This is a genomic window from Rhodobacter sp. NSM, from assembly GCF_052244495.1.
In the GTDB taxonomy this organism is placed as follows: domain Bacteria; phylum Pseudomonadota; class Alphaproteobacteria; order Rhodobacterales; family Rhodobacteraceae; genus Cereibacter_A.
The window spans coordinates 203,107-227,923 of the sequence record NZ_JBQPXH010000001.1 but is presented as its reverse complement, the minus strand read 5'-3'; the positions used below and the strand labels follow the sequence as shown (position 1 = coordinate 227,923).

At 69.2% G+C, this 24,817-nt stretch carries 23 protein-coding genes and 1 other RNA gene; 14 read left to right on the top strand and 10 right to left on the bottom strand.

All coding sequences use genetic code 11. The features are described 5' to 3' along the window. Window positions 1-58 precede the first annotated feature (58 nt). Window positions 59-679: a 30S ribosomal protein S4 gene (rpsD, locus tag ACTVZP_RS01050; protein ID WP_443210216.1), complete on the bottom strand. Its 621-nt coding sequence runs from the start codon at window positions 677-679 to the stop codon at window positions 59-61. Between the two features lie 388 nt (window positions 680-1,067). On the opposite strand from rpsD, the gene chrA reads away from it, so the two are divergent. Then, window positions 1,068-2,237 carry a chromate efflux transporter gene (gene chrA, locus ACTVZP_RS01045; RefSeq protein WP_443210215.1) on the top strand — a complete coding sequence of 390 codons (1,170 nt, stop codon included), beginning with the start codon at window positions 1,068-1,070 and terminating at the stop codon, window positions 2,235-2,237. 25 nt (window positions 2,238-2,262) lie between these two features. Here the strand turns inward: chrA and ACTVZP_RS01040 are convergent, their stop codons facing one another. Both ACTVZP_RS01040 and ACTVZP_RS01035 read right to left on the bottom strand, forming a co-directional pair. Continuing rightward, window positions 2,263-2,970 carry a response regulator transcription factor gene (locus ACTVZP_RS01040; protein ID WP_443210214.1) on the bottom strand — a complete coding sequence of 236 codons (708 nt, stop codon included), beginning with the start codon at window positions 2,968-2,970 and terminating at the stop codon, window positions 2,263-2,265. Continuing rightward, window positions 2,967-4,889 carry a PAS-domain containing protein gene (locus ACTVZP_RS01035; RefSeq protein WP_443210213.1) on the bottom strand — a complete coding sequence of 641 codons (1,923 nt, stop codon included), beginning with the start codon at window positions 4,887-4,889 and terminating at the stop codon, window positions 2,967-2,969. The genes ACTVZP_RS01040 and ACTVZP_RS01035 overlap by 4 nt, the downstream gene beginning before the upstream one ends. A 411-nt stretch (window positions 4,890-5,300) precedes the next feature. Between ACTVZP_RS01035 and ACTVZP_RS01030 the strand changes: the two genes are divergently transcribed. From ACTVZP_RS01030 to ACTVZP_RS00995, 8 genes are all read left to right on the top strand, one after another. Next, window positions 5,301-7,262 (top strand): long-chain fatty acid--CoA ligase, encoded by a 1,962-nt coding sequence (locus ACTVZP_RS01030; protein ID WP_443210212.1) that lies wholly within the window; start codon window positions 5,301-5,303, stop codon window positions 7,260-7,262. Next, on the top strand, window positions 7,259-8,083 hold the full coding sequence (locus ACTVZP_RS01025) for an ABC transporter ATP-binding protein (protein WP_443210211.1): 825 nt from the start codon (window positions 7,259-7,261) through the stop codon (window positions 8,081-8,083). Before ACTVZP_RS01030 ends, ACTVZP_RS01025 begins: the two co-directional genes overlap by 4 nt. After that, entirely contained in the window at window positions 8,076-8,270 is a 195-nt protein-coding gene (locus tag ACTVZP_RS01020) for a hypothetical protein (protein ID WP_443210210.1), read from the top strand. Before ACTVZP_RS01025 ends, ACTVZP_RS01020 begins: the two co-directional genes overlap by 8 nt. After that, entirely contained in the window at window positions 8,260-9,249 is a 990-nt protein-coding gene (locus tag ACTVZP_RS01015; RefSeq protein ID WP_443210209.1) for a branched-chain amino acid ABC transporter permease, read from the top strand. The genes ACTVZP_RS01020 and ACTVZP_RS01015 overlap by 11 nt, the downstream gene beginning before the upstream one ends. A 3-nt stretch (window positions 9,250-9,252) precedes the next feature. Further along, window positions 9,253-10,329 carry a branched-chain amino acid ABC transporter permease gene (locus tag ACTVZP_RS01010; RefSeq protein WP_443210207.1) on the top strand — a complete coding sequence of 359 codons (1,077 nt, stop codon included), beginning with the start codon at window positions 9,253-9,255 and terminating at the stop codon, window positions 10,327-10,329. Window positions 10,330-10,390: 61 nt separating this feature from the next. After that, window positions 10,391-11,680, top strand: coding sequence for an ABC transporter substrate-binding protein (locus ACTVZP_RS01005; RefSeq protein ID WP_443210206.1), 1,290 nt, complete (start codon window positions 10,391-10,393; stop codon window positions 11,678-11,680). 95 nt (window positions 11,681-11,775) lie between these two features. Further along, the gene (locus ACTVZP_RS01000) at window positions 11,776-12,600 is read left to right on the top strand and encodes an ABC transporter ATP-binding protein (RefSeq protein WP_443210205.1); all 825 of its coding nucleotides are present in this window, start codon (window positions 11,776-11,778) and stop codon (window positions 12,598-12,600) included. 14 nt (window positions 12,601-12,614) lie between these two features. Continuing rightward, on the top strand, window positions 12,615-13,829 hold the full coding sequence (locus ACTVZP_RS00995) for a phenylacetate--CoA ligase family protein (protein WP_443210204.1): 1,215 nt from the start codon (window positions 12,615-12,617) through the stop codon (window positions 13,827-13,829). Window positions 13,830-14,053: 224 nt separating this feature from the next. Here ACTVZP_RS00995 and rnpB read toward each other — a convergent pair. The 6 genes from rnpB to ACTVZP_RS00965 form a co-directional block, all read right to left on the bottom strand. Next, window positions 14,054-14,449: RNase P RNA component class A (rnpB, locus tag ACTVZP_RS00990), an RNA gene on the bottom strand. Window positions 14,450-14,461: 12 nt separating this feature from the next. Beyond that, window positions 14,462-15,133, bottom strand: coding sequence for an N-acetylmuramoyl-L-alanine amidase (locus ACTVZP_RS00985; RefSeq protein ID WP_443210203.1), 672 nt, complete (start codon window positions 15,131-15,133; stop codon window positions 14,462-14,464). Window positions 15,134-15,136: 3 nt separating this feature from the next. Continuing rightward, the gene (locus tag ACTVZP_RS00980) at window positions 15,137-15,940 is read right to left on the bottom strand and encodes a hypothetical protein (RefSeq protein ID WP_443210202.1); all 804 of its coding nucleotides are present in this window, start codon (window positions 15,938-15,940) and stop codon (window positions 15,137-15,139) included. 35 nt (window positions 15,941-15,975) lie between these two features. Beyond that, window positions 15,976-17,451, bottom strand: coding sequence for an Asp-tRNA(Asn)/Glu-tRNA(Gln) amidotransferase subunit GatA (gene gatA / locus ACTVZP_RS00975; protein WP_443210201.1), 1,476 nt, complete (start codon window positions 17,449-17,451; stop codon window positions 15,976-15,978). Beyond that, window positions 17,448-17,735 (bottom strand): Asp-tRNA(Asn)/Glu-tRNA(Gln) amidotransferase subunit GatC, encoded by a 288-nt coding sequence (gene gatC, locus ACTVZP_RS00970; RefSeq protein WP_443210200.1) that lies wholly within the window; start codon window positions 17,733-17,735, stop codon window positions 17,448-17,450. The genes gatA and gatC overlap by 4 nt, the downstream gene beginning before the upstream one ends. Window positions 17,736-17,765: 30 nt before the next feature. After that, the gene (locus ACTVZP_RS00965) at window positions 17,766-18,416 is read right to left on the bottom strand and encodes a hypothetical protein (RefSeq protein WP_443210199.1); all 651 of its coding nucleotides are present in this window, start codon (window positions 18,414-18,416) and stop codon (window positions 17,766-17,768) included. Window positions 18,417-18,473: 57 nt separating this feature from the next. On the opposite strand from ACTVZP_RS00965, the gene ACTVZP_RS00960 reads away from it, so the two are divergent. After that, on the top strand, window positions 18,474-19,166 hold the full coding sequence (locus tag ACTVZP_RS00960; protein WP_443210198.1) for a metal-dependent hydrolase: 693 nt from the start codon (window positions 18,474-18,476) through the stop codon (window positions 19,164-19,166). Window positions 19,167-19,309: 143 nt separating this feature from the next. On the opposite strand, the gene ACTVZP_RS00955 is transcribed toward ACTVZP_RS00960, so the two are convergent. Then, entirely contained in the window at window positions 19,310-19,765 is a 456-nt protein-coding gene (locus tag ACTVZP_RS00955; protein WP_443210197.1) for a nucleoside deaminase, read from the bottom strand. 211 nt (window positions 19,766-19,976) lie between these two features. Between ACTVZP_RS00955 and ACTVZP_RS00950 the strand changes: the two genes are divergently transcribed. The 4 genes from ACTVZP_RS00950 (at window position 19,977) to ACTVZP_RS00935 (ending at window position 24,816) form a co-directional block, all read left to right on the top strand. After that, window positions 19,977-21,452, top strand: coding sequence for a pseudouridine synthase (locus ACTVZP_RS00950; protein WP_443210196.1), 1,476 nt, complete (start codon window positions 19,977-19,979; stop codon window positions 21,450-21,452). A 156-nt stretch (window positions 21,453-21,608) separates the two neighbouring features. Then, window positions 21,609-22,487 carry a 5-bromo-4-chloroindolyl phosphate hydrolysis family protein gene (locus ACTVZP_RS00945; RefSeq protein WP_443210195.1) on the top strand — a complete coding sequence of 293 codons (879 nt, stop codon included), beginning with the start codon at window positions 21,609-21,611 and terminating at the stop codon, window positions 22,485-22,487. A 160-nt stretch (window positions 22,488-22,647) separates the two neighbouring features. Beyond that, a complete protein-coding gene (locus ACTVZP_RS00940) occupies window positions 22,648-23,838 on the top strand; it encodes a toxic anion resistance protein (protein WP_443210194.1) in 1,191 nt (396 codons plus the stop codon). Window positions 23,839-23,850: 12 nt separating this feature from the next. Then, window positions 23,851-24,816: a DUF2927 domain-containing protein gene (locus tag ACTVZP_RS00935; RefSeq protein ID WP_443210193.1), complete on the top strand. Its 966-nt coding sequence runs from the start codon at window positions 23,851-23,853 to the stop codon at window positions 24,814-24,816. The last annotated feature ends 1 nt before the right edge of the window (window position 24,817 follow it).

Here is a 24,817-nt window from a genome sequence, read left to right as displayed (position 1 = left end):
GCTGGGCCGCAGGATAGCGCTCGCACCCATGGGACGGGGCGGCATGCGCCCCGCCGCCTCAGTTCTTCGCGTAGAATTCGACCACGAGGTTCGGTTCCATCTGCACCGGATAGGGCACGTCGCCCAGACCCGGGGTGCGGACGAAGGTGGCCGTCATCTTCGAATAGTCGACTTCGACATAGTCCGGCACGTCGCGCTCGGCCAGCTGGGTGGCCTCGAGCACGATGGCGAGCTGGCGCGACTTCTCGCGCACCTGGATCACGTCGCCTTCCTTGCAGCGGTAGGAGCCGATGTTCACGCGCTGGCCGTTTACGGTCACGTGGCCGTGGTTCACGAACTGGCGGGCGGCGAAGATGGTCGGCACGAACTTGGCGCGGTAGACGATCGCGTCGAGACGGCGCTCGAGCAGGCCGACCAGCATCTCGCCGGTGTCGCCCTTGACGCGCTCGGCCTCGGTGTAGATCTTGCGGAACTGCTTCTCGGTCAGGTCGCCGTAGTAGCCCTTGAGCTTCTGCTTGGCGCGCAGCTGCGTGCCGAAGTCCGACAGCTTGTTCTTGCGGCGCTGGCCGTGCTGGCCGGGGCCGTATTCGCGCTTGTTCACCGGGGACTTCGGACGGCCCCAGATGTTCTCGCCCATACGGCGGTCGATCTTGTACTTGGCAGAGGTGCGTTTGGTCACCGCTGATCTCCTTCGAGCGTGAAGGGCGTTGTCCTTTCCCGTTTCCGGGCGACAGGTCATCCCCTCGCGGGGGCCACCAACACCAATGAAAACCCCGGGCCGATTGCCCGGGGATGCGCGCTTATACTCGCGCCGGAGGCGGAGTCAACAGCCCCTCCCCACCGCAGGTGACGCGCGGCGCCGCAGGCGCCCCGACGCATGGCCGGCAGGACGCTTCCTCCCGACATCCGATGTGCCGGAGGCGGAGGCCGAGGAGGTCCGATCCGCCACGGCCGGGACGAGATCCCACTGCCACTCCACTCTCCTTGCCCTTGCCCTTGCCCTTGCCCTTGCCCTTGCCTGCGACGCAGGATGCGCCATCCTCACGCGCAGGCAAGGGGAGCAGCGGATGCAGGCGGAGAGTGGCGCGGGGGCGGGTGAAGTGTTCCTCGCCTTCCTCAAGCTCGGGCTCACCTCCTTCGGGGGTCCGGTCGCGCATCTGGGATACTTTCGCGATGAACTCGTCGTCCGCAGGCGCTGGCTCGGCGATGGCGCCTATGCGGACCTCGTGGCGCTCTGCCAGTTCCTGCCGGGGCCGGCCTCGAGCCAGGTGGGCTTTGCACTGGGACTCTTGCGCGCGGGCCTGCCGGGCGCCCTGGCGGCCTGGGCCGGGTTCACCCTGCCGTCCGCGGCGCTGATGGCGGCCTTCGGTCTGGCCGCGGGCGGGATCGACCATCCGGCGGCCGAGGGGGCGCTGGCGGGGCTGAAGGTCGTGGCCGTGGCCATTGTGGCGCAGGCGGTCTGGGGCATGGGCCGGAGCCTCTGCCCCGACCGCGAGAGGGCGAGCCTTGCCGCCGCCGCCGCCGCGCTGGCGGTGCTCGCACCCGGAGCGGCCGGCCAGATTGGTGCCATTCTTCTCGGCGCGCTGGTGGGAGTGCTGATCGGGCGCGGAGAGCCGGTGGAGGGCGGGCGTCTCGCGCTTCCCCTCACGCGGCGCGCGGGCATCGCCTGCCTCGGCACCGTGGCCGGGCTCCTGCTCGTCCTGCCGCTCCTCGCCGGACTCTCGCCGCTTCTCGCGCTGGCGGATGGTGTCGCGCGGGCCGGGGCGCTGGTCTTCGGCGGCGGCCATGTCGTCCTGCCGCTTCTCGAGGCCGAGGTGGTGCGACCGGGCCTCGTGCCGCCGGATGCCTTCCTCGCGGGCTACGGCGCGGCGCAGGCCGTGCCGGGACCGCTCTTCACCTTCGCAGCCTACCTCGGTGCCGTTGCCGAGGGGCCGGTCGGCGCGGTGGTGGCGCTGGTGGCGATCTTCGCGCCGGGGATGCTGCTGCTCTGCGGTGTCCTGCCGTTCTGGGACGCGCTCCGCCGCGCGCCCCGGGCGCAATCGGCGATGCAGGGCGCGAATGCGGCGGTGGTGGGCATCCTCGGGGCGGCCCTGTGGAACCCCGTCTTCACATCGGGCGTCACCGGCCCCCTGCCCTTCGCGATGGCTGTCGGCGGCTTCGTGCTCCTCACGCAGTGGCGGGTCCCGCCGATCTGGGTCGTGCTCGCGGGTGCGGGGCTGGGGGCGGCGGCGCTCTGAGCCGGAGGCGTCGCGACCGCCGGGCCTACCGCCACTCCACCTCGCCGAGGAAGATATAGCCCGCGCCGTAGATCGTCTTGATGAGCGTGGGGTTGCGCGGATCCTCGCCCAGCTTCGTGCGCAGGCGCGAGATCCGCACGTCCATCGCCCGGTCGAAGCTTTCGCCGGCCGCGCCGCCGAGGCTCTCCTGCATCTGCGCGCGCGAGATCAGCCGCCGCGGGCTCTCGAGGAAGAGCCGCAGCACCTCGCCCTCGGCATGCGAGAAGGCGACCTCGGTCCCGTCCTCGGCCACGAGGAGGTAGCGGTCGAAATGGGCCGTCCAGCCGGAGAAATGTGCCGTCTGGGTGGCGGGCAGGCTCTCGGTGCGTCCCTTTCTCAGCCGGGCGCGCACGCGGGCCACCACTTCGGCCGGATCGAAGGGCTTGATGATGTAGTCGTCGGCGCCCAGTTCGAGGCCCGTCACCCGATCCTGCACCTGCGCGCGGCCCGAAACGATGATGATCGCCGCGCCCGACTCGAGCGCGAGCCGGTGGACGACGGCCAGCCCGTCGCGGTCGGGCAGCCCCAGATCGACGAGGCAGACATCGGGCGCGCGCCGCTTCAGCGCCGCCTCGAACTCGGTCGCGCGACCGAAGGCGGTGGTCTGGAAGCCCGCCTCCTCGAGCGCGAGCGCGAGCATCCGGCGGATCTCGGGCTCGTCGTCGAGGATGGCCACATGGGGCGCGCGGCTCATGCCTCCCCCCTCAGGCAGGCGGCGAGACTGCCGGCGTCGAAGGGTTTGGGCAGCACGGTCGCCAGCGCCTCGGCCCGCGCCCGGCGGGCATCGCCTGCAGGCAACGAGGTCATCAGCACAAGCCGCGCGGGATGGTCGCGCTCGGCCAGCGCCTCGGCAAGATCGAGGCCCGACCGCCGGCCCGGCAGGTTCACGTCCGACACCACGAGCCCGAGGCCGGGCAGGTCGATCAGCGTCAGCGCCTCGTCGGCGCTCGCCGCCTCGATCACGCTGTGGCCTGCGTCGCGCAGCATCCCGCGCACCGTCTCGCGGATGTCGGGATCATCCTCGACGAGGAGGACGAGGGTCGGCGCGGCGGCCTCGTCGGCCGGACGCAGCGGCAGGCGGAGCTGGACCACAGCCCCGCCCCCCGCGCGGTTGCCGATCCGCACCGTGCCGCCGGCGAGCTTGATCTGGTCGTAGACCATCGAGAGGCCGAGCCCGGACCCGACCCCGCCCTTGGTGGTGAAGAAGGGATCGAGCGCATGCTCGAGCGCCGCCTCGGTGAAGCCCGGGCCGTCATCCTCGACGAGGATCTCGATCCAGGCCGCGCGCACGGGCCGGGCCGTCAGGCGGATGGTGCCGCCCCCGGGTCCGATCGCGTCACGAGCGTTCAGGATGAGGTTCAGCGCCGCATCCTGAAGCGCGCCCGCATCGAGCATCACCGGCGGGATGGGCTCGGGCATGACGATCTCGAGCGTCACGCCGTCGGGAAGCGTGGGGCCCGCGATGAGATGCAGGTCCGACAGGAAGCGCGCGAGAACGGTGGCGGTCGGATTGAGGGCCCGCTTGCCCGAGATCGAGGCGATCTGGTCGAGCAGCACGCCGCCGCGGCGCGCGGCCGCCACCGTGGCTGCGACGAGCTGCCGGCCCTCCTCGGGCAGTTCCATCCGGTCGAGCCTGCCCTGCAGCCCGAGAATGACCGTCAGCAGGTTCGCGAAATCATGGGCAAGGCCGGAGGTCAGATGCGCCGTCAGCTCGCGCTTGCGGGTCTGGATCAGCGCCTCGCGCGCCTGCGTCTCGGCGGTGACATCCATCGACAGGATATAGACGCCGTTGATCGGCCCGTCGCCGGTCCGGTCGGGGGTAAAGGCCGCGCGGATGCGCGAGCCGCTGTCCTCGTCGGTGAATTCCAGCACCGAGGCCTCGCCATCGAGCGCGCGGAAAAGGCAGGGACGGATCCGGCCGAAGACCTCCTCGCCAAGCGCCTCGCGCCCCGTGAGGCCGACGATCTCCGAAGGCCTGCCGGGGATCACGGCCGAGAGCCTGCGGTTCGAATAGGTGTAGCGCAGGTCGCGGCCGACGTGGGCGATATGGGCCGGCATCATCTCGGTCGTGAGCCGGGTGCGGGCCTCCATCTCGGTCAGTTCGCGCTGCGCCTCTTCCAGGGCTGCATTGGTGGCGGCGAGCGCCCGGTTCGCCTGCGCCAGCCGTTCGGCATGGGCCAGCACCTCGCCCGACAGAACCTCGGAGCGGGCGCGCAGCAGGCCCTCCTGCAGCTTGATCTCGGTGATGTCCGTATAGACCGTGACCCAGCCGCCCTGCGGCAGCGGCGCGCCCTCGACCGAGATCCAGCGGCCCGAGGGGCGCTCGCGTTCCATGTAGTGCGGCTGGAAGGTGCGGGCGGCCGCCACGCGGATGCGCACGGCCTCGTCCGGATCCTCGACCGGCCCGTATTCGCCGCGCTCGACGAGATAACGGATCGTCTCGGTGAAATCCGCACCGGAGGTCGCAAGCCGCTCGGGCAGGTCGAACATCTCGCGGAAGCGGCGGTTCCAGACCGCGAGCTTCAGGTCGCTGTCGTAGATCGACAGCGCCTGCTGGATCAGGTTCAGCCCCGCCCGCGTGAGCGCCTCGAGCGCCTCCTCTCTCTCCGGCATCCGTCGTCCTCCCCGGATGCTTGGCTAGCATCGTGGGGGCCGGTGGCGGAAGGGGGATCGGCATGACGCCACGCCGCGTCACAAGCCCAGCCTGCGGAAGGAGCCCCCCGCGCACCCGGAGGAACGGAGGCGGACAGGCGGCCGGGCGGCGGTCCGGAGGGGAGGTGCCACCTGCGAGGGCATCGAGCCCCCGCAGGCGGCGCTGCCGCGGTCGTCAGCACAGGTGCCTCGCGACCGGCAGGCATCGGCGCCACGTCGCAGGCGCAGGCACTGTTACAATTCGCAAGGATTGCGAAAAAGTCGCGCAACCATTGCGGGGGACTGTCCTCGGGCAGGCAACGCGGATCGGCAAGAATCCGGCCTCGCACCGGTTCGCCGAGGAGGAGGCGGACCGCATCAGGGAGGAGAGGAATGGCCGAAACGGGAAGTCTCGTCTCGATTCCGGCGCTGCTTCGGCGCAACGCCGACGCATTCGCATCGGAACCCGCCTATCGCGAGAAGGAATTCGGCATCTGGCAGGTCTGGACCTGGGCCGAGGCCGCAGACGAGATCCGCGCCATCGCGCTCGGCTTCTTAGCCCTGGGCCTCAGGCGCGGCGACCATGTGGCGGTGGTGGGGCGCAACCGGCCCGCTCTCTACTGGTCGATGGTCGCGGCGCAGATGTGCGGTGCAGTGCCTGTGCCGCTCTATCAGGACGCCGTGACCGAAGAGATGGCCTATGTCCTCGACCACTGCGGCGCCCGCTTCGTGATCTGCGGCGACCAGGAGCAGGTCGACAAGGTCATCGACGTGCAGGACCGCATCCACCACATCGAGCAGGTGGTCTATGTCGACAAGCGCGGCATGCGGAAATACGACCACTCGCGCATGAACTGGCTCGACGACGTGGTGGCCGAGGGCCGCGCCGCCCACCACCGCTTCGACGAGGAACTGGACCACCGGATCGCCGAGCTCACCTACGACTCGACCTGCGTGATGCTCTACACCTCGGGCACGACGGGCAAGCCGAAGGGCGTGGTGCTGTCGAACCGCAACATCATCGAGACCTCGAAGAACTCGGTCGACTTCGACCGCCTCCGCCCCGGCGACGAGGTGCTGGCCTATCTGCCGATGGCCTGGGTCGGCGATTTCATCTTCTCCATCGGGCAGGCGATGTGGACGGGCTTCTGCGTGAACTGTCCCGAAAGCCCCACCACGATGATGAACGACCTGCGCGAGATCGGGCCCACCTATTTCTTCGCCCCTCCCCGCGTCTTCGAAGGGCAGCTGACCAATGTGATGATCCGCATGGAGGATGCCGGGCGGATCAAGAAGGCGCTGTTCCACCATTACATGGCGGTCGCCCGCCGGGTGGGGCCCGCGATCCTCGACGGCAAGCCCGTGGGCCTTGCCGACCGCCTGGCCTACTGGATCGGCGACAAGATCATCTACGGGCCGCTGAAGAACACGCTCGGGTTCAGCCGCGTCCGGGTGGGCTACACCGCGGGCGAGGCGATCGGCCCGGAGATCTTCGATTTCTACCGCTCGCTCGGGATCAACCTGAAGCAGCTCTACGGCCAGACCGAGGCCTCCGTCTTCATCACCCAGCAGCCCGACGGGCAGGTGCGGTCGGATACCGTCGGCGTGCCCTCGCCCGGTGTGGAGGTGCGGATCGCCGAGAACGGCGAGGTCTTCTACCGCTCTCCCGGCACCTTCGTGGCCTATTACAAGAACCCCGAGAGCACCGCCTCGACCAAGGATGCCGAGGGCTGGGTCGCCACGGGCGACGCGGGCTTCTTCGAGGAAGCGACCGGCCACCTGCGGATCATCGACCGCGCCAAGGATGTGGGAAAGATGGCCGACGGACGGCTCTTCGCGCCGAAATACGTCGAGAACAAGTTGAAGTTCTATCCGTCGATCCTTGAGGCCGTGGTCTTCGGCAACGGCCGCGACCGCTGCACCGCCTTCATCAACATCGACCTGAACGCGGTCGGCAACTGGGCCGAGCGGAACGGCATCGCCTATTCCTCCTATCAGGAACTGGCGGGACATCCCCGCGTCTACGAGATGATGAAGGGACATGTGGAGGAGGTGAACGCCTCCGTCGCCGAGGATCCGATGCTCTCGGGCTGCCAGGTCCACCGCTTCCTGATCCTGCACAAGGAACTCGACGCCGACGACGGCGAGATGACCCGCACCCGCAAGGTCCGCCGCAAGATCATCGAGGAGAAATACCACGACCTGATCGCCGCGCTCTACGACGGGCGGACCAGCATCTACACCGAGACCGAGGTCACCTACGAGGACGGTCGCAAGGGCGCGATCCGCGCCACGCTGAGGATCGAGGACGCCGCCACCCGTGGCGCCTCCGCGCAGAGGATGGCTGCCGAATGAATGCGCTCGACGTGACGATGGACGAGACCGACACCGGAGAGCGCCGCATCGGCGGCGTGCTGATGGAGATGAAGAACATCACCCTGCGCTTCGGCGGCGTGAAGGCGATCACCGACATCAGCTTCGACATCCGCGAGGGCGAGATCCGCGCGATCATCGGCCCGAACGGGGCCGGAAAATCCTCGATGCTGAACGTGATCTCGGGCTTCTACGTGCCGCAGGAGGGCGAGGTCTGGTTCCGCGGAAAGCGGCGGCCGCAGATGAAGCCCTACGAGGTGGCCCAGCAGGGCATTGCGCGCACCTTCCAGAACATCGCCCTCTTCGAGGGGATGAGCGTGCTCGACAACATCATGACCGGCCGTCTCACGCTGATGAAGACCGGCCTCTGGAGCCAGGCGCTCTGGTGGGGTCGCGCGCAGGCCGAAGAGGTCGAGCATCGCGCCAAGGTCGAGAGGATCATCGACTTCCTCGAGATCCAGCACATCCGCAAGACCCCGGTCGGCCGCCTGCCCTATGGCCTGAAGAAACGCGTGGAGCTTGCCCGCGCGCTGGCGACAGAGCCGAAGCTCCTGCTGCTCGACGAGCCGATGGCCGGCATGAACGTCGAAGAGAAGGAGGACATGTGCCGCTTCATCCTCGACACGAACGACGAGTTCGGCACGACCATCGCGCTGATCGAGCACGACATGGGCGTGGTCATGGACCTCTCGGACCGTGTGGTGGTGATGGACTACGGTAAGAAGATCGGCGACGGCACCCCCGACGAGATCCGCAGCAACAAGGCGGTGATCGACGCCTATCTGGGGGTGCAGCATGACTGAGCGCGAGACCCCAGGCGCGCGCCTGATCGAGGTGCCGCATCCACGGCTTCTTTCCGACGAGGCGCTGCCCCACCTGCACGCCGGCCGGGACGACGGCCCTTCTCTCCGCGATCCGCTCTCCCTGCCCCCATCCGGCGGCCGCGACCGCTCCCTTCCCGCTGCCGAGGAGGCGCATGATGCTGCCTGACCAGCTTGTCTACGCGATGGAAGTCACCCTCAACGGCCTGATGGCCGGTGTGATGTATGCGCTCGTGGCGCTCGGCTTCGTGCTGATCTTCAAGGCCTCGGGCATCTTCAACTACGCACAGGGCGTGCTCGCGCTGTTTGCGGCCCTGACGCTGGTGGGCCTGCAGAACGGTCAGATCCCCTTCGCGCATCTGATCAACGCAGCCCTTGGCACCAACCTGCACAGCTTCGGCTGGACCCTGCCTGCCGCGCTCGCCATCGCCCTCACTGCGCTGGTGATGGTGGGCCTCGCGTGGCTCATCGAACGGCTGATCCTGAAGCATCTGGTCAACCAGGAGCCGATCATCCTCTTCATGGCGACCATTGGCCTCGCCTATTTCCTCGAGGGGCTGGGCGACGTCATGTGGGGCGCAGACATCAAGATGCTCGACGTGGGCCTGCCGCAGGGCATCTCGGAGGGGATCGAGGCGGTCACGGCCAACTGGTTCGGCTACGGCTTCTTCATCGACAGGCTCGACATCGTGGCGACGCTGGTCGCGGCGGCGCTGGTCGCGGCCCTCACGCTCTTCTCGCAATATACCAAATACGGCCGCGCGCTCCGCGCCGTGGCCGACGACCATCAGGCGGCGCTGTCGGTCGGCATCTCGCTTCGCTTCGTCTGGGTGCTGGTCTGGTCGATCGCGGGCTTCGTGGCCCTCATCGCGGGCATCATGTGGGGGGCGAAGTCGGGCGTGCAGTTCTCGCTCAGCCTCATCGCGCTGAAGGCGCTGCCGGTGCTGATGCTGGGCGGCTTCACCTCAATCCCCGGCGCCATCGTCGGCGGGCTCATCATCGGCATGGGCGAGAAGCTGTTCGAGTTCTTCGTGGGCCCGATGATCGGCGGCGCGACCGAGAACTGGTTCGCCTATGTCCTCGCACTCCTGTTCCTCGTCTTCCGGCCGCAGGGCCTGTTCGGCGAACGCATCATCGAGAGGGTCTGACCGATGCTTTACCGTGAAGCGGGCGAGTTCAAGACGAGCTACGCGCAGGACAGCCAGACCTTCCCGATCTGGTGGGACCGGCTCTGGTATCAGGTGGCGCTGGTCGTGGGCTTCGCCATCCTGCCCTTCGTCATCAACGACTACTGGGCCAATGCCGTGGTCGTGCCCTTCCTGATCTACGCCATCGCCGCCATCGGGCTGAACATCCTGACGGGCTACTGCGGACAGGTGAGCCTCGGCACCGGCGGCTTCATGGCGGTGGGCGCCTACGCGGTCTACAAGCTCATGACCGCCTTCCCCGACGTGCCGATCATGATCCACGTGATCCTCGCAGGTGCCATCACCGCAGGCGTGGGCGTGCTGTTTGGCCTGCCCTCGCTCCGGATCAAGGGCTTCTACCTCGCCGTCGCCACACTGGCCGCGCAGTTCTTCCTCGTCTGGCTCTTCAACAAGGTGCCGTGGTTCTACAACTACTCGGCCTCCGGCCAGATCACCGCGCCCGAGCGGACCATGTTCGGCATCGCCGTGACCGGCGCCAACACGCCCGCCTGGGCCAAGTATCTCTTCTGCGCGGCCTTCCTCTTCGCGCTGGCCTGGATCGCGCGGAACCTCACGCGCGGCACCATCGGCCGGAAGTGGATGGCGATCCGCGACATGGACATCGCCGCCGAGATCATCGGGGTGAACCCGCTGACGACCAAGCTCTCGGCCTTCGCGGTCTCGTCCTTCTTCATCGGCATCGCAGGCGCGCTGTTCTTCGCGGTCTACCTCGGCGCGGCCGAGGTGGGCGAGGCCTTCGGGATCCAGAAGTCCTTCCTCATTCTCTTCATGATCATCATCGGGGGCCTCGGCAGCATCTTCGGCAGCTTCGCCGGCGCGGCCTTCCTCGTGCTCCTGCCGGTGTTCCTCAAGAACGTACTGGTGGGCACGCTCGGCTGGCCCTCGGACCTCGCCGCCCACATCGAGCTCATGATCGTGGGCGGGCTCATCATCGGCTTCCTGATCATCGAGCCGCACGGGCTGGCCCAGCTCTGGCGCGTGCTGAAGGAGAAGCTGCGACTTTGGCCCTTCCCGCACTGAGGCGGGGCGCGGCCGGACGAAGGCCGGGACAACCGGCAAAGGACCAACGGGAGGAGTGTCCATGAGAAAGAGTTTCACCCTGCTCGCAGCGACCGCCATCGCGGCCGCGACAGCGGGCGCGGCGCAGGCGGATCTCGTCGTGCCGAACCTCAGCTACCGCACCGGCCCCTTCGCCGCCGGCGGCATCCCCTATGCCGACGGCTTTCAGGATTACTTCACGCTCCTGAACGAGCGCGATGGCGGCATCGGCGGCGAGGTCGTCAAGACCCCGGAATGCGAGACGGCCTACAACACCGAGAAGGGCGTCGAGTGCTACGAGGCCACCAAGGGCCAGGGCGCACTCGTCTACAACCCGCTCTCGACCGGCATCACCTACCAGCTCATCCCGAAGATGCAGTCGGACGGGATCACCCTCTACACGCCCGGCTACGGACGGACCTCGGCCGCCAACGGCAAGGTTTTCGAATGGGTGTTCAACTATCCTGCCAACTACTGGGACGGAGCCTCGGTCGCGGTCAAGTATCTGCTCGACCAGAACGGCGGCAGCCTCGAGGGCAAGAAGATCGCGCTGCTCTATCACAACTCCGCCTACGGCAAGGAGCCGATCCGCACGCTCGAGGAACTTTCTAAGAAGCACGGCTTCACCCTCTCGACGCTCCCGATCGACAGCCCCGGCCAGGAACAGAAGAGCCAGTGGCTCCAGGTCCGGCGCGAGAAGCCGGATTACGTCCTCTTCTGGGGCTGGGGCGTGATGAACTCGGTGGCGATTCAAGAGGCTGCGAACATCCGCTTCCCGATGGAGAACTTCATCGGCATCTGGTGGTCGGGCTCCGAGAATGACGTGACGCCCGCGGGCGCCGGCGCGAACGGCTACAAGTCGCTGACCATGCATGGCGTGGGCTCGGACTATCCGGTCTATGCCGACATGAAGCAGCACGTGATCGACGCGGGCAAGGCGGCAGGCGACGGATCGAACGTCGGCACCGTGCTCTACTCGCGCGGGATGTATGCGGCGATGGTCATCGCCGAGGCGATCCGCAAGGCGCAGGAGCTCGCCGGCACCTCGGCGGTGAACGCGGCGCAGGTGCGCGACGGCTTCGAGGCGCTGGAGATCACCGAGGAGCGGATGGCCGAGCTGGGCCTGCCCGACTTCGGCCAGCCCTTCGCGGCGAGTTGCGAGGACCACGGCGGACCGGGCATGGCGCGCCTCCAGCAATGGGACGCCGGCGAGAAGAAATGGACACTCGTCAGCGACTGGATCGCGCCGGACGACGAGGTTCTGCAGCCGCTCGTGGCCGAGGATTCGGCGGCCTACGCCAAGGAAGCCGGCATTACCGAGCGCTGTAACTGAGTGGCAGCGGCTGCCCGGCCCTCGCAGGCCGGGCAGCCGCTCAAGACACCGGAGGGCCCGGCGCGGGCCCTCCCCCTCCTGCCGAGGCCATGCCCATGTTCGACGAACGACCCTCCGCCGAGACCCTTCTCGAGGTCAACAACATCGAGGTGATCTACAACCACGTCATCCTCGTCCTGAAGGGGGTGAGCCTGCATGTGCCCAAGGGCGGCATCACGGCGCTTCTCGGCGGCAACGGCGCCGGCAAGACGACGACGCTCAAGGCGATCTCCAACCTGCTGCGCTCCGAGCGCGGCGAGGTGACGAAGGGCTCCATCCTCTACCGGGGCGAACGGGTGCAGGATCTCGATCCGGCGACCCTCGTGCGCCGTGGCGTGATCCAGGTGATGGAGGGTCGCCACTGTTTCGAGCACCTGACGGTCGAGGAGAACCTGCTGACCGGCGCCTATACCCGCAAGGACGGGCGGGCGGCGGTGATGGACGACCTCGAGATGGTCTACACCTACTTTCCGCGCCTGCGCGAAAGGCGCAAGAGCCAGGCCGGCTACACCTCGGGCGGCGAGCAGCAGATGGTGGCGATGGGGCGCGCGCTGATGAGCCGGCCCGAGATGATCCTGCTGGACGAGCCGTCGATGGGCCTCGCGCCGCAGCTAGTCGAACAGATATTCGAAATCGTCCGCGCGGTGAACGAGGGCGAGGGCGTGACCTTCCTTCTGGCCGAGCAGAACACCAACGTGGCGCTGCGCTACGCCCATACCGGCTACATCCTCGAGAGCGGCCGGGTGGTGATGGAAGGCTCGGCGCAGGAGCTGCGCGAGAACCCGGACGTGAAGGAATTCTACCTCGGCATGTCCGACAAGGGCCGCAAGTCGTTCCGCGACGTCCGCTCCTATCGGCGGCGCAAGCGGTGGCTGGCATGAGGGGAGAGCGGATGATGACGCATTTCGACTCGCTTGAAACCCGGTCGGCGGAAGAGCGTGCCGAGGATCTGGCCCGCGACCTGCCGCAGCTGATCGCCCATGCACGCAGCACCCCGGCCCTGCGCGGCACGCTGGCCGACTTCGACCCGGCGGGCATCACCAGCCTCGCGGATCTGGCGCGGCTGCCGGTGATCCGCAAATCGGACCTGAGTTCCGCGCAGAAGGCACACCCGCCGCTCGGCGGCTTCACCCCCGAGGGCGGCGCCTATGAACACGTCTTCCAGTCGCCCGGCCCGATCTACGAGATCGGTCGCACGACGCCGGACTGGTGGCGCATGGGCCGCTTCCTCCATGCCTGCGGCGTCGGTCCCGCCGACGTCGTGCAGAACTGCTTCGGCTACCACCTGACCCCTGCAGGCATGATCTTCGAATCCGGCGCCCGCGCCGTCGGCGCGCGGGTTCTTCCAGCGGGCACGGGCCAGACCGATCTGCAGGTCCGGGCGGCGGCCGACGTCGGAACGACTGCCTATGCCGGCACGCCGGATTATCTCAAGGTGATCCTCGACAGGGCCGATGAGATGGGCGAGCGGCTCCGCATCACCCGGGCCGCCGTGGGCGGAGGCGCGCTCTTCCCGTCGCTGCGGAGCGAATATGCCGGCCGCGGCATCCTCTGCCTGCAATGCTACGCCACGGCCGATCTGGGCAACATCGCCTACGAAAGCGAGGCGATGGAGGGGATGATCCTGGACGAGGGCGTGCTGGTCGAGATCGTGCGCCCCGGCACCGGCGATCCGGTGCCCGACGGCGAGGTGGGCGAGGTCGTGGTCACGACCCTGAACCGCGACTATCCGCTCGTCCGCTTCGCCACCGGCGACCTCTCGGCGCTGATGCCGGGCCAGAGTACCTGCGGCCGCACGAACCTGCGGATCCGCGGCTGGATGGGCCGCGCGGACCAGACCACGAAGATCAAGGGCATGTTCGTCCGCCCCGAGCAGGTGGCCGATCTGGTGTCCCGCCATGCGGAAGTGACGCGCGCCCGGGTCATCGCCACGCGCGAGGGGGAAATGGACGCAATGACGGTCCAGATCGAGAGCCGGGCCACCAATCCCGCGGTCTACGAGTCCTCGGTGCTCGAGGCCCTCAAGCTCCGGGGCCGGATCGAGATCGTGACGCCCGGAACCCTGCCCAACGACGGGAAGGTGATCGAGGATCGGCGAACCTACGGCTGAGGCCCGCGCCGGGGGCTTCGCGCCCTTGGCCCCCCCCCGCAGGCTATTTGCACGAGAACGAAGAACAGACGCGCCGCATAAGCGTCTGATGACGAGGCCCGACACCTATCCCGCATGAGGCGGCCTGATCCGCCTTCGGGAACGGGCACCTGTTTCAGTCTCGCTGAAATATCCCGCGGGGGTTCGGGGGCTGCGAAGCCCCCGGCGCGGCCGGGGAATGTCGATGGTGCGGGCAGCCTGTAAGCCGGATTCTGTTCCGGGGTTGCCCCCTTCGATGACCATTCCTCTGGCCCCGCCGTTACCGGCGGGATCGAGCTGCCAACCCGGGTTCCTCGGGCTGAGACTTCCCTGCGGCGATATCCCGAAGGATCAATCCCGCGCGGAACCCCTATTCGGCATTGCTCCGGGTGGGGCTTGCCGTGCCGGTCCTGTTGCCAGTCCCGCGGTGGGCTCTTGCCCCACCGTTTCACCCTTGCCCCGGGCCTTGCGGCCGGTGGGGCGGTCTCATCTCTGTGGCGCTTTCCCTCGGGTTGCCCCGGCCGGGCGTTACCCGGCACCCTTGTCTCATGGAGTCCGGACTTTCCTCGCGCCCGAAGGCTCGCGGTCATCCGGCCACCCGCACGGCGCAGGGCTTACGACGGCACCCCGCGCACGTCAACCGGATAGCGCGCCGCCAGATCGGCCATGAGCGCCGCATCCTCTGCCCCCAGCGGCCCCCTGGCCGCAGGACGGAAGCGCAGGCGGAAGGCTGCGAGAAGGACCTCGGGATCAAGGGCCGGATAGCCGAAGGCCAGGGCGGATGCAGGGAAGCTCTCGGGTGGTGCGGGCGCAGGATCCTCCGCCGGCCAGACAGAAAGGCCACCGAGGGCAAGCCGGCGCCAGTCGAAGCGCGGACCGGGATCGCACTTGCGGGCGGGCGCCATGTCCGAATGGGCGATCACGCGCGCGGGCGGGATCTTCCAGCGCGACAGCACGCCCGAAAGCAGGCTCTCCAGCGCAACCATTTGCGGCTCGGGGAACGGCCGATCGCCGGAGTTGGCCAGCTCGATCCCGATCGAGCGCGAGTTGACGTCCTGCACCTCGCCCCAGCTTCCCGCACCGGCATGCCAGGCCCGGAGCTCTTCCGGGACGAGGGCAAGGCACTCGCCCTTCTCCGAGACGAGCCAATGCGCCGAGACTTCGGCGGCCGGGTCACAGAGGCGGAGGCGAGCCGCCTCGAAGCTCTCCATCGCCGTATAGTGGATCACGACGAGATCGGGCCGCGCGCCGCAGCGCCGCGGCCCGTGGTTGGGCGAGAGGCTCACGCCTCAGCGGACGGCGCGGAACGGCCGGGGATCCCAGCCACAGGCGAAGCCGTCGCCATCCGGGTCGAGGCCCTTGCGGTCGCGGTCCGGCCCCCCCGCGGCGAGGAAGGCCTGCTGCGCGAGATCGGGCGAGGCGAACTTCGCGCAGGCCGCACCCGGATCGGACAGGCGCAGCGCCGAACGCTTGTACATCTTGGTGCCTGGGTTATGGCTCGTCGAGATCGCGAACTGGACGATGTTGGGCCCCTCGCTCGTCGTGCGTTGCGGCACGGGCTGCGGCGCGATGACGGTGTAGTTCGCGCGGTTCTGCGCCATCAGCGCGGCGTCGCTCTCGCGCGTGCGGCGGGCCGAGACCGCGCCGAAGTCGTTCTCGTCGGAAATGCCGGCATGCGCCGCCGCGCCAGCCATCTCGCCCGACTCGACCTGAATGCCCGCCGGGGCATCGCCGCGGGGCCGGGAGGCGGGAAGGCCCGCCTCGCCGGTGGTATAGCTCGTGGTGCCACCGATCAGCGCCCCGGGAGCCGGCTGCCCGGGATAGGTCGACGGCGCGCCGCCATAGCCCGGCTGCGCCGTCCCGCCCTGCTCCGCCGCGTCGATCGCCGATCCGATCGCATCGGTCGAGAAGCCGGGCTGACTCGTGGGCCCCTCGGGAAGCGGCATGGTCGTGGCGCCGCGCTGCCCCATCAGTTCGGCCTCGCGCCGATGGAGATAGGAGGAGTAATCCTCGAATCCCGCGCCAGAATCCGGGACCGCCGGCTGGCAGGCCGCAGTGGCGACGACGAGGAGGAGGGCCGCGGACGCGCGCATGGGAACGTTCCTGTAGGGCATGGATCCCGGCGCCCTTACCACCATTTGGCGGGCTTTTCCACAAAGCCCGCGGCCTGTTCAAGCACATGGGCGTGATTGAGCAGGCCCGCCTCGTCCCAGGGGCGTCCGATGAGCTGCAGCCCGAGCGGCAGGCCGCGTGCGTCGAGCCCCACCGGCACCGACACACCCGGAAGGCCCGCGAGGTTCACGGTTACGGTGAAGACATCGTTGAGATACATCGCGACGGGATCGGCCTCGGCCATGTCTCCCAGCCCGAAGGCCGAGGAGGGTGTGGCGGGCGTCAGGATCGCGTCGACGCCGTCGGCGAAGACCTGCTCGAAGTCGCGCTTGATCAGCGCGCGGACGCGGCGGGCGCGGTTGTAATAGGCGTCGTAGAAGCCGGCCGAGAGCACATAGGTGCCGATCATCACCCGGCGCTGGACCTCCTTGCCGAAGCCTTCGGCGCGGGTCTTCTCGTACATGTCGACGATGCCGTCGCCCTGCCCCAGCTTGGCGCGGTGGCCGTAGCGCACCCCGTCGTAGCGCGCGAGGTTCGACGAGGCCTCGGCCGGCGCGATCACGTAATAGGCGGGCAATGCGTATTTCGTATGCGGCAGCGAGATGTCGACGATCTCGGCGCCCGCATCGGCCAGCATCTCGCGGCCCTTCTGCCAGAGCGCCTCGATTTCGGCGGGCATGCCCTCCATGCGGTATTCGCGCGGGATGCCGATCTTCTTGCCCCGGATGTCGCCGGTCAGCGCCGCTTCGAAATCCGGCACCGCGAGATCGGCCGAGGTCGAATCCTTCGGATCGTGCCCGGCCATCGCGCCCAGCATGATCGCGCTGTCGCGCACGGTCTTGGTCATCGGCCCGGCCTGGTCGAGCGACGAGGCGAAGGCCACGACGCCCCAGCGCGAGACGCGGCCGTAGGTCGGCTTGATCCCGACGATCCCGGTGAAGGCCGCAGGCTGGCGGATCGACCCGCCGGTATCGGTGCCGGTGGCGCCGAGGCACAGATCCGCCGCGACCGCTGCAGCAGAACCGCCCGACGACCCTCCGGGCGTAAGCTTGCGCTCGTCCACCTTCCAGGGGTTCACCGCATTGCCGTAGCACGAGGTCTCGTTCGACGAGCCCATGGCGAATTCGTCCATGTTGAGCTTGCCGAGCATCACCGCGCCCGCTCCGAAGAGCTTCTCGGTGACGGTGGATTCATACTCCGGCCGGAACCCCTTCAGGATGTTCGAGGCCGCCTGCGAGGGAACGCCTCGCGTGCAGAAGAGATCCTTGATCCCGAGCGGGATGCCGTTCAGCGCAGGCGCATCGGGCCCCCGCCGGGCATCGGCGGCGCGGGCCTGCTCCAGCGCGATCTCCGGCGTGAGATGCACGAAGGCGTTGAGCGGCGTGCCCGCGTCGATGGCCGTCAGGCAGGCCATGGTCAGGTCCTCGGCCGAAAGCTCGCCCGCGGCCATGGCATCGCGCGCGGCGGCGATCGTCAGTTCGTTCGCGTTCATTCCACCACCTTCGGCACGGCGAAAAAGCCCTCACGGGCGTCGGGCGCGTTCGAGAGCACCTTCTCGGGCATGCTTCCGTCCGTCACCACGTCCTCGCGCCGCTTGAGGCGCATGGGCGTGACCGAGGTCATCGGCTCGACGCCCTCGACATCGACCTCGTTCAGCTGCTCCATGAAGGTGAGGATGCCCGAAAGCTCGCCCGCCAGCGCCGGCAGATCCGCCTCGTCCACGCGGATCCGCGCGAGATGCGCCACCCGCCGGGCGGTCTCGATGTCGATCGACATGTGAATGCTCCGCTTGCCGTTTCGCCCCGTTTAGCGAGGCGCACTTGCCGCTGCAAGCCGGTGGCGGCGCCACACCTCGATCATCCAGGCCAGCATGACGGCGTTGAGGATGTGCCAGAGGAAATGCGTGCCGAAGGGCAGCGCATCGCAGACCGGCCCGTCGAGGGTGCGGAAGCCGAGTGAAAGCACCAGGAGGCCGGCCCCGATGGCGAGGCCGCGCGCCGTCGCGGGTGCCCGCCGCGCCAGCAGCCCGGCATAGAGCAGGATCAGCACCGGCACCGGCGCATAGGAGGCAGACGAGCCGAGGCCCGGCACCCGCTCCCAGAGCGGCACGGTCGCCGCCGCATAGGGCAGGAAGGCCGCGGTGGCCAGCGCCGCCTGCCACGGTCGCAGGCCGAGCAGGTCGCGGCTTGCCGCGAACAGGTAGAGCAGGATGAAGCCGAGGATCGGCAGCACGTCCATCAGGCTGGTCAGGCCATTGGCAAAGGTATGGAACAGCCCCGAGCCGAGACCGATGACCCCCAGTACCGCGCAAAGCGCCCGGCCGATCCCCCGGACCCTCGGCCACATCAGCCCGGCCGCGATGACGAAGGCCAGATTCGTCACCGCATTCAGCGGTTCGGCCCAGAGCCCCGGCCCCAGACGCTCGCAATAGCCGTCCAGCGCGGCAAACCAGTCCATTTTCCCGTGTCCTTCCTGCGCTACAGTTTCCTCGTTCAACCAACGTGAGGCATTGGCATGAAGATCACATGGCTGGGCCATTCCGGCTTCCGCATCGAGATCGAGGGGGCGGTCCTGCTGGTCGATCCCTGGATGACGGGCAATCCGATGTTCCCCGCGGATCGCCGGGACGAGGCCATCCGCGGCGCGACGCACATCCTGCTCACTCACGGCCATGGCGACCACTCGGGCGACGTGGTGGCCATCGCGAAGGATCTCGGCATTCCCGTCGTGGGGATCTACGACCTCGTGACCTGGTGGCAGGAGAAGGACGGTATCGAGGGCATCGGCTTCAACAAGGGCGGCACGGTCGATCTGAACGGGGCGAAGGTCACGATGGTGATGGCCACGCATTCCTCCTCGGTCTCCGGCGAGGCCGGTCCGGTCTACACCGGCACCGAATCGGGCTACATGATCGCGGGCGAGGGCCACGTGATCTACCTGTCCGGGGACACCGACATCATGGCCGACATGGGCTGGATGGGCGAATACCACAAGCCGGACATCGGGATCCTCGCCTCGGGCGGCCATTTCACCATGGACATGAAGCGCGCCGCCTTCGCCGCGCGGAAATACTTCGACTTCCGCACCGTGATCCCCTGCCACTACCGGACCTTCCCGCTGCTCGAGCAATCCGCCGAGGCCCTGCGCGCGGGGCTGCCGGGCGTCGAGGTGATCGACCCGGAGGTCCTGCAGCCGATCGAGATCTGACCGGTCCGGCGGAGGCCCCGCCAGGGCCTCCATCCTCAGGCCGCCTCCCTGCAGACGTCCCGCCCGGACCTCCGCGCAACTGCAGCGTTCCTGCGTCCGCGCCAGTGCCGCGCCCAGAGGAGGCACCTCGCGGGTCTCCGCCCTCAGCCTTCGCGACGGGCGGCGAAGAAGCCACGCAACATCGCCGCCGCCTCCGCCTCGCCCACGCCGTCATAGACCTCGGGCACATGATGGCACTGGGGATGTGCGAAGACCCGCGCCCCCTGGGCCACGCCGCCCGACTTCGGATCCGCCGCGCCATAGTAGAGCCGCGCGATGCGCGCCGCCGAGATCGCCGCGGCGCACATGGCGCAGGGCTCGAGCGTGACATAGAGGTCGCAACCCGTCAGCCGCTCGCCGAGCGAGGCGCAGGCAGCGCGGATCGCCAGCATCTCGGCATGGGCCGTAGGGTCCGACAGTTCGCGGCAACGGTTGCCGGCCCGCGCCACGACGCGCCCGCCCGGCGCCACGACGACGGCGCCCACCGGCACCTCGCCCCGTGCACCCGCCGCCCGCGCCTCGGCGAGCGCCTCTTCCATGTGACTGCGAAACCGGCTCATGCCTCCTCATGCCGCGCGCCCGGCCGGGGCGCAAGACGCAGGCGACGGGCGGCCCGGGCAGCCGGGTGCGCCGCGTCCCGGCCACCCCCGCCCGGTTCCGTGCCTCTCCGCGCCTTGCCCTTTCAGTCTCGTCCAAATATCCTCCGGGGGGCCGGGGGTGGAAAACCCCCGGGGGTTCCGCCAGCGGAACAGCCTCAATCCGGGACCCTCCATGACCGACAGCAAGGACGGCGAGCGCATCGCCAAGGTTCTCTCCCGCGCGGGCGTCGCCTCGCGCCGCGACGCCGAGAGGATGATCGAACTCGGCCGCGTCGCCGTGAACGGCCGCACCATCGACAGCCCGGCGCTGAACGTGGGCCCCAAGGACAGGATCACGGTCGACGGCCAGCCCCTCGCGCCACCCGAACCGCCGCGGCTCTGGCTCTACTACAAGCCCGAGGGCCTCGTGACCTCGGCCGCCGACGAGAAGGGCCGCGACACGGTCTTCGACCACCTGCCCGAGGACATGCCGCGCGTGATGTCGGTGGGCCGGCTCGACCTCAATTCCGAGGGGCTGCTGCTGCTGACCAATGACGGCGAGCTCAAGCGCCGGCTCGAACTGCCCTCGACCGGCTGGCTGAGGAAGTATCGCGTCCGCGTGAAGGGTAACCCCACCGATCCGGATCTCGAGCCCTTGCGGAAGGGGATCACGGTCGAGGGCGAGAGCTTCCAGCCGATGACCGTGACGCTCGACCGGCTGCAGGGGGCCAACGCCTGGCTGACGATCGGTCTGCGCGAGGGGAAGAACCGCGAGATCCGCCGCGCGATGTCGGCGATCGGCCTCACGGTGAACCGGCTGATCCGGATCAGCTACGGCCCCTTCCGGCTGAACGAGCTCCAGCCGGGCATGGTCGAGGAGGTCCGCCCGAAGGTGCTGCGCGACCAGCTCGGCCTCGATCCGAGGGCCGAGGACGGCGCGCAGGCGGGACGCGGGACGCAGGCCGCGGCACGGCCTGCGCGTGGCGCTGCAGGCAAGCCCGCCGCTCCGCGCCGCTCCGGGCAGGCCGAGGCCCCGCCGAAGCCGGCCCGCGCCGGACGCGGGCCCGCAAACCCGCCGGGGGCCGGCGGAGCCGCCCGCCCCCGGCGGGAGGCGCTTCCCGAGGCGCCGATCGACGGGCGCCGGCCCGAGGATCGGCCGCGTGCCCCGCGGAAGGGGGCGGCCGCACGAGATGGTCAGGCGCGGGGCGCCGGCGCCAAGGCTCCCCGAGCCGCGGCCGCGCCCAAGGCACGCTTCGGTCCCGCGGAAGGCCGGGGCGAGGCTTCGGGTGCACGGACGAAGGATCACGCCTCCCGCGGCGCCGGCGACCGGAAACCTGCAGCAGCCGGCGGCAAGGGTCCCGTCAAGGCTGCGGCCCCCGGCGCCAAGGGCGGCCCTTCCCGTGACCGGACCGGCGTGAAGGCCACCGGCGGCGGCGCGGTCGGGCGGGCAGCCGGCAGCGGGGCGAAGGGTTCGGACGCCGGACAGAAACGACGGCCGAAGCCTCTTCAGGCCGGCAGCCGCCCCGAGGCGACAGCCGCGGCGCCCCGCGGGCCGCGGTCTGAGGGAGGCGCTTCCAAGGCTCCCCGGCCACGCGGACCGTCCGGCGGCGCGCCGGGCAGATCCGGTCCGTCGCCGCGCAGCCCGAGGGGCAAGCCCGGAGGTCGTTGAGGCACCCGTTCTGGCAGGCGGCGCGCAGGCTTCCTATATTGGCCGAGGATCATGACCGAAAGGGGCCGCCCATGAAGTCCAAGAGCCTGCGCACGCTCGCCTTCCTCCTGCTCGTGGGGCTCACCCTCTACGTCGCGGCGCAGGGAGGCGCCTGAGATGGCCGAACGCTACGGCGGACGCTTCAGCCCGCTCAATTCCCGCCGCGAAGACACCGCGGCGGACGCCGAAAGCCGCTGGGACGGCAAGCGGCGCAGCCGGGCCGGCGGCCGGTCGAACATCCTCTTCTTCCTGCCGTTCCTCTTCCTCTTCGACGCCTTCCTCGGCCCGGCCAACGGCTTCATCCCGGCCTTCGCGGCCTTCGGCGCGCTCTTCCTCGCCGCGTGGCTGACGCGGCAGGGGATCCTCGCCGAGGAAGCCTATGACACGCGGCCCGTCGCCCGGCGCCCCGCGATCCCGCGGAAGATCTTCGCTTCGGTTCTTACCGGTGCCGGCCTCTTCGCGGGCGGACTTCTGGGAGAGGCGGGACTGGTCACTGCCGTCGCCTGGGGCGTCATCGGCGCGGGCCTTCATCTCGCGGCCTTCGGCCCCGATCCGCTGAAGGACAAGATGCCGGAGGGCGTGGACGGCTTCCAGAGCGACCGTGTGAGCCGGGCGGTCGCCGAGGCCGAAGCCTATCTCTCGGAGATGCGCGAGAGGGTGGAGCGCCTGCGCGAACCGGCTCTGGCCCGGAGGGTCGAGGGCTTCGCCTCCACCGCGCGCGAGCTGTTCCGCAGCGTCGAGGCCGATCCGGGCGACCTGACCGCCGCGCGCCGGTATCTCGGCGTCTACCTGATGGGCGCGCGGGATGCGACGCTCAAGTTCGCCGACCTCTACGAGAGGGGCCGCGATCCGCAGGTCCGCACCGACTACGAGCGGCTGCTTGAGGATCTGGGCACGAGCTTCGCCGACCGCACGCGACGGCTGATGTCGAATGACCGGGCCGGCCTCGACCTCGAGATCGAGGTGCTGCGCGAGCGGCTGGGGCGCGAAACCTAGGCAAGCCGCCTTTCCTGCGGCAACCCTGCATCGCCGCGCGCGCCGCATCGCCCACCTTCCCCCGCGCCGATTGAGAAGCCGCGAGGGGCTGCTATACAGGGGGCCGACGCCCGAAGTCGGCGTGGCCGGAAGCGATCATTCAAGAGAGCGAGGTTTACCCATGTCCGACAGCATCCGCAGCGAGGCCGCCAGGGATCTTTCCCGGATCGAGGAAGTCACTGCCCCGTCCCTGCCCGAGCCTGCGCCGGGGGTGACGCCGCTCGCCTCGGCTCCGCCCGCGACCGCCGACGAGATCCGGCGCCGCATGAGCGAGCTCGACATCGGCGATTCTCAGTCGATCATCGCCTTCGGCTCGAAGGCCCAGGCCGAGCTGCAGACGATCAGCCAGCAGATGCTGTCCGACGTGAAGAACAAGGACGTGGGACCCGCGGGCGATTCCCTGCGCGAGGTGGTCTCGACCATCCGCGGCTTCTCGATCTCGGAACTCGACGTGCGCCGCAAGGCCAGCTGGTGGGAGCGCCTGCTGGGCCGCACCGCGCCCTTCGCGAAGTTCGTCGCGCGCTACGAGGAGGTGCAGTCGCAGATCGACCGCATCACCCAGTCGCTGCTGACCCACGAGCACCGCCTGCTGAAGGACATCAAGGGGCTCGACATCCTCTATGCCCGCACCCTCGACTTCTACGACGAGCTCGCGCTCTACATTGCGGCGGGCGACGAGGTCCTGGCCGATCTCGATGGCCGGGTGATCCCGGCCAAGGAGGCCGAGGTCGCCGCCACGCCCGAGGGCGACCGGATGATCAAGGCGCAGGAGCTGCGCGACATCCGCGCCGCCCGCGACGATCTCGAGCGGCGCGTGCACGACCTGAAGCTGACCCGGCAGGTCACGATGCAGTCGCTGCCCTCGATCCGCCTCGTGCAGGAGAACGACAAGGCGCTGGTGACGCGCATCAACTCGACCCTCGTCAACACCGTGCCGCTGTGGGAGACGCAGCTGGCGCAGGCCGTGACGATCCAGCGCTCGCGCGAGGCGGCCGAGGCGGTGCGCGGGGCCTCGGACCTGACGAACGAGCTTCTGACCGCGAATGCCGAGAACCTGCAGCAGGCCAACAAGATCGTCCGGCAGGAAATGGAACGCGGCGTCTTCGACATCGAGGCGGTGAAGAAGGCCAATGCCACCCTGATCGCCACGATCAACGAAAGCCTCGCCATCGCCGACGAAGGCCGCGCCCGGCGCGCTGCCGCCGAAACCGATCTCCAGCGGATGGAGGCCGAGCTGCGCGAGACGCTCGCCTCGGCCCGCGCCCGCCGCACCGGGACCGGCGATAACGCCGGAACCTCCGTCCGACCCTGAGGATTACCGATCATGCACCGGGGCGCGCGCCTCCCGACCTTCCTCCGCGGCGGCCTGCCGCTGGCCGCCTGCGCCTTCCTCGCCGCCTGCGAGCCTCCGGCGAGCCCGCAGGCGCCGCACGGACTTTCTCCGCGCGCGCGTCCCGCCGACCTGCGCGGCCCCGTGCGCGAAAGCCCCGAATCGGCCGCCATGCGCGCCTACTTCGCCAAGGTGCAGGCGGACCTTCTGGCGCAGGGACTGCTGCGCACCGACGGCGGTGGCAGGGACACGCCGTTCAACGACCGCATGCTGGCCGAGAACTTCGTGCGCATCGCGCTCTACGACGAATACGAGCGTCAGGGCGGCGGCTTCGCCCAGCGCGAGGTCGAGAGCCGGCTGCGGCGTTGGGAGGCCCCGGTGCGGGTCGGTCTCCGCTTCGGGCCCTCCGTCCCGGACGAGCGGCGCGCGACCGATCGCGCCCGCATCTCCTCGTATCTCGCGCGGCTGTCGAAGATCACCGGCCACCCGATCGGCCTCTCGGAAAGCGGCGTGAACTTCTGGCTTCACGTCGTGGCCGAGGACGAGCGGCGCGCCCTGGGGCCGCAGATTGCCGAGGCGCTGCCGAGCCTCTCGGCCTCCGAGATCGCGGGCATCACCCAGATGTCGACGACGACCTACTGCCTCGTCTATGCGCTGTCTGACGACACGACGAGCGTCTACAATCGCGCCTTCGCCGTCATCCGTTCCGAACATCCTGACCTTCTGCGGCTCTCCTGCCTGCACGAGGAGATCGCGCAGGGGCTGGGACTTGCCAACGACAGCCCGACGGCGCGTCCCTCGATCTTCAACGACGACGAGGAGTTCGCCCTGCTGACCACGCAGGACGAGCTGATGCTGAAGATCCTCTACGACCGGCGCCTGCGCCCCGGCATGACGATCGAGGAAGCGCGTCCCATCGTCCAGACCATCGCCTACGAGCTGCTCGGCGGCGAAAGCTGAG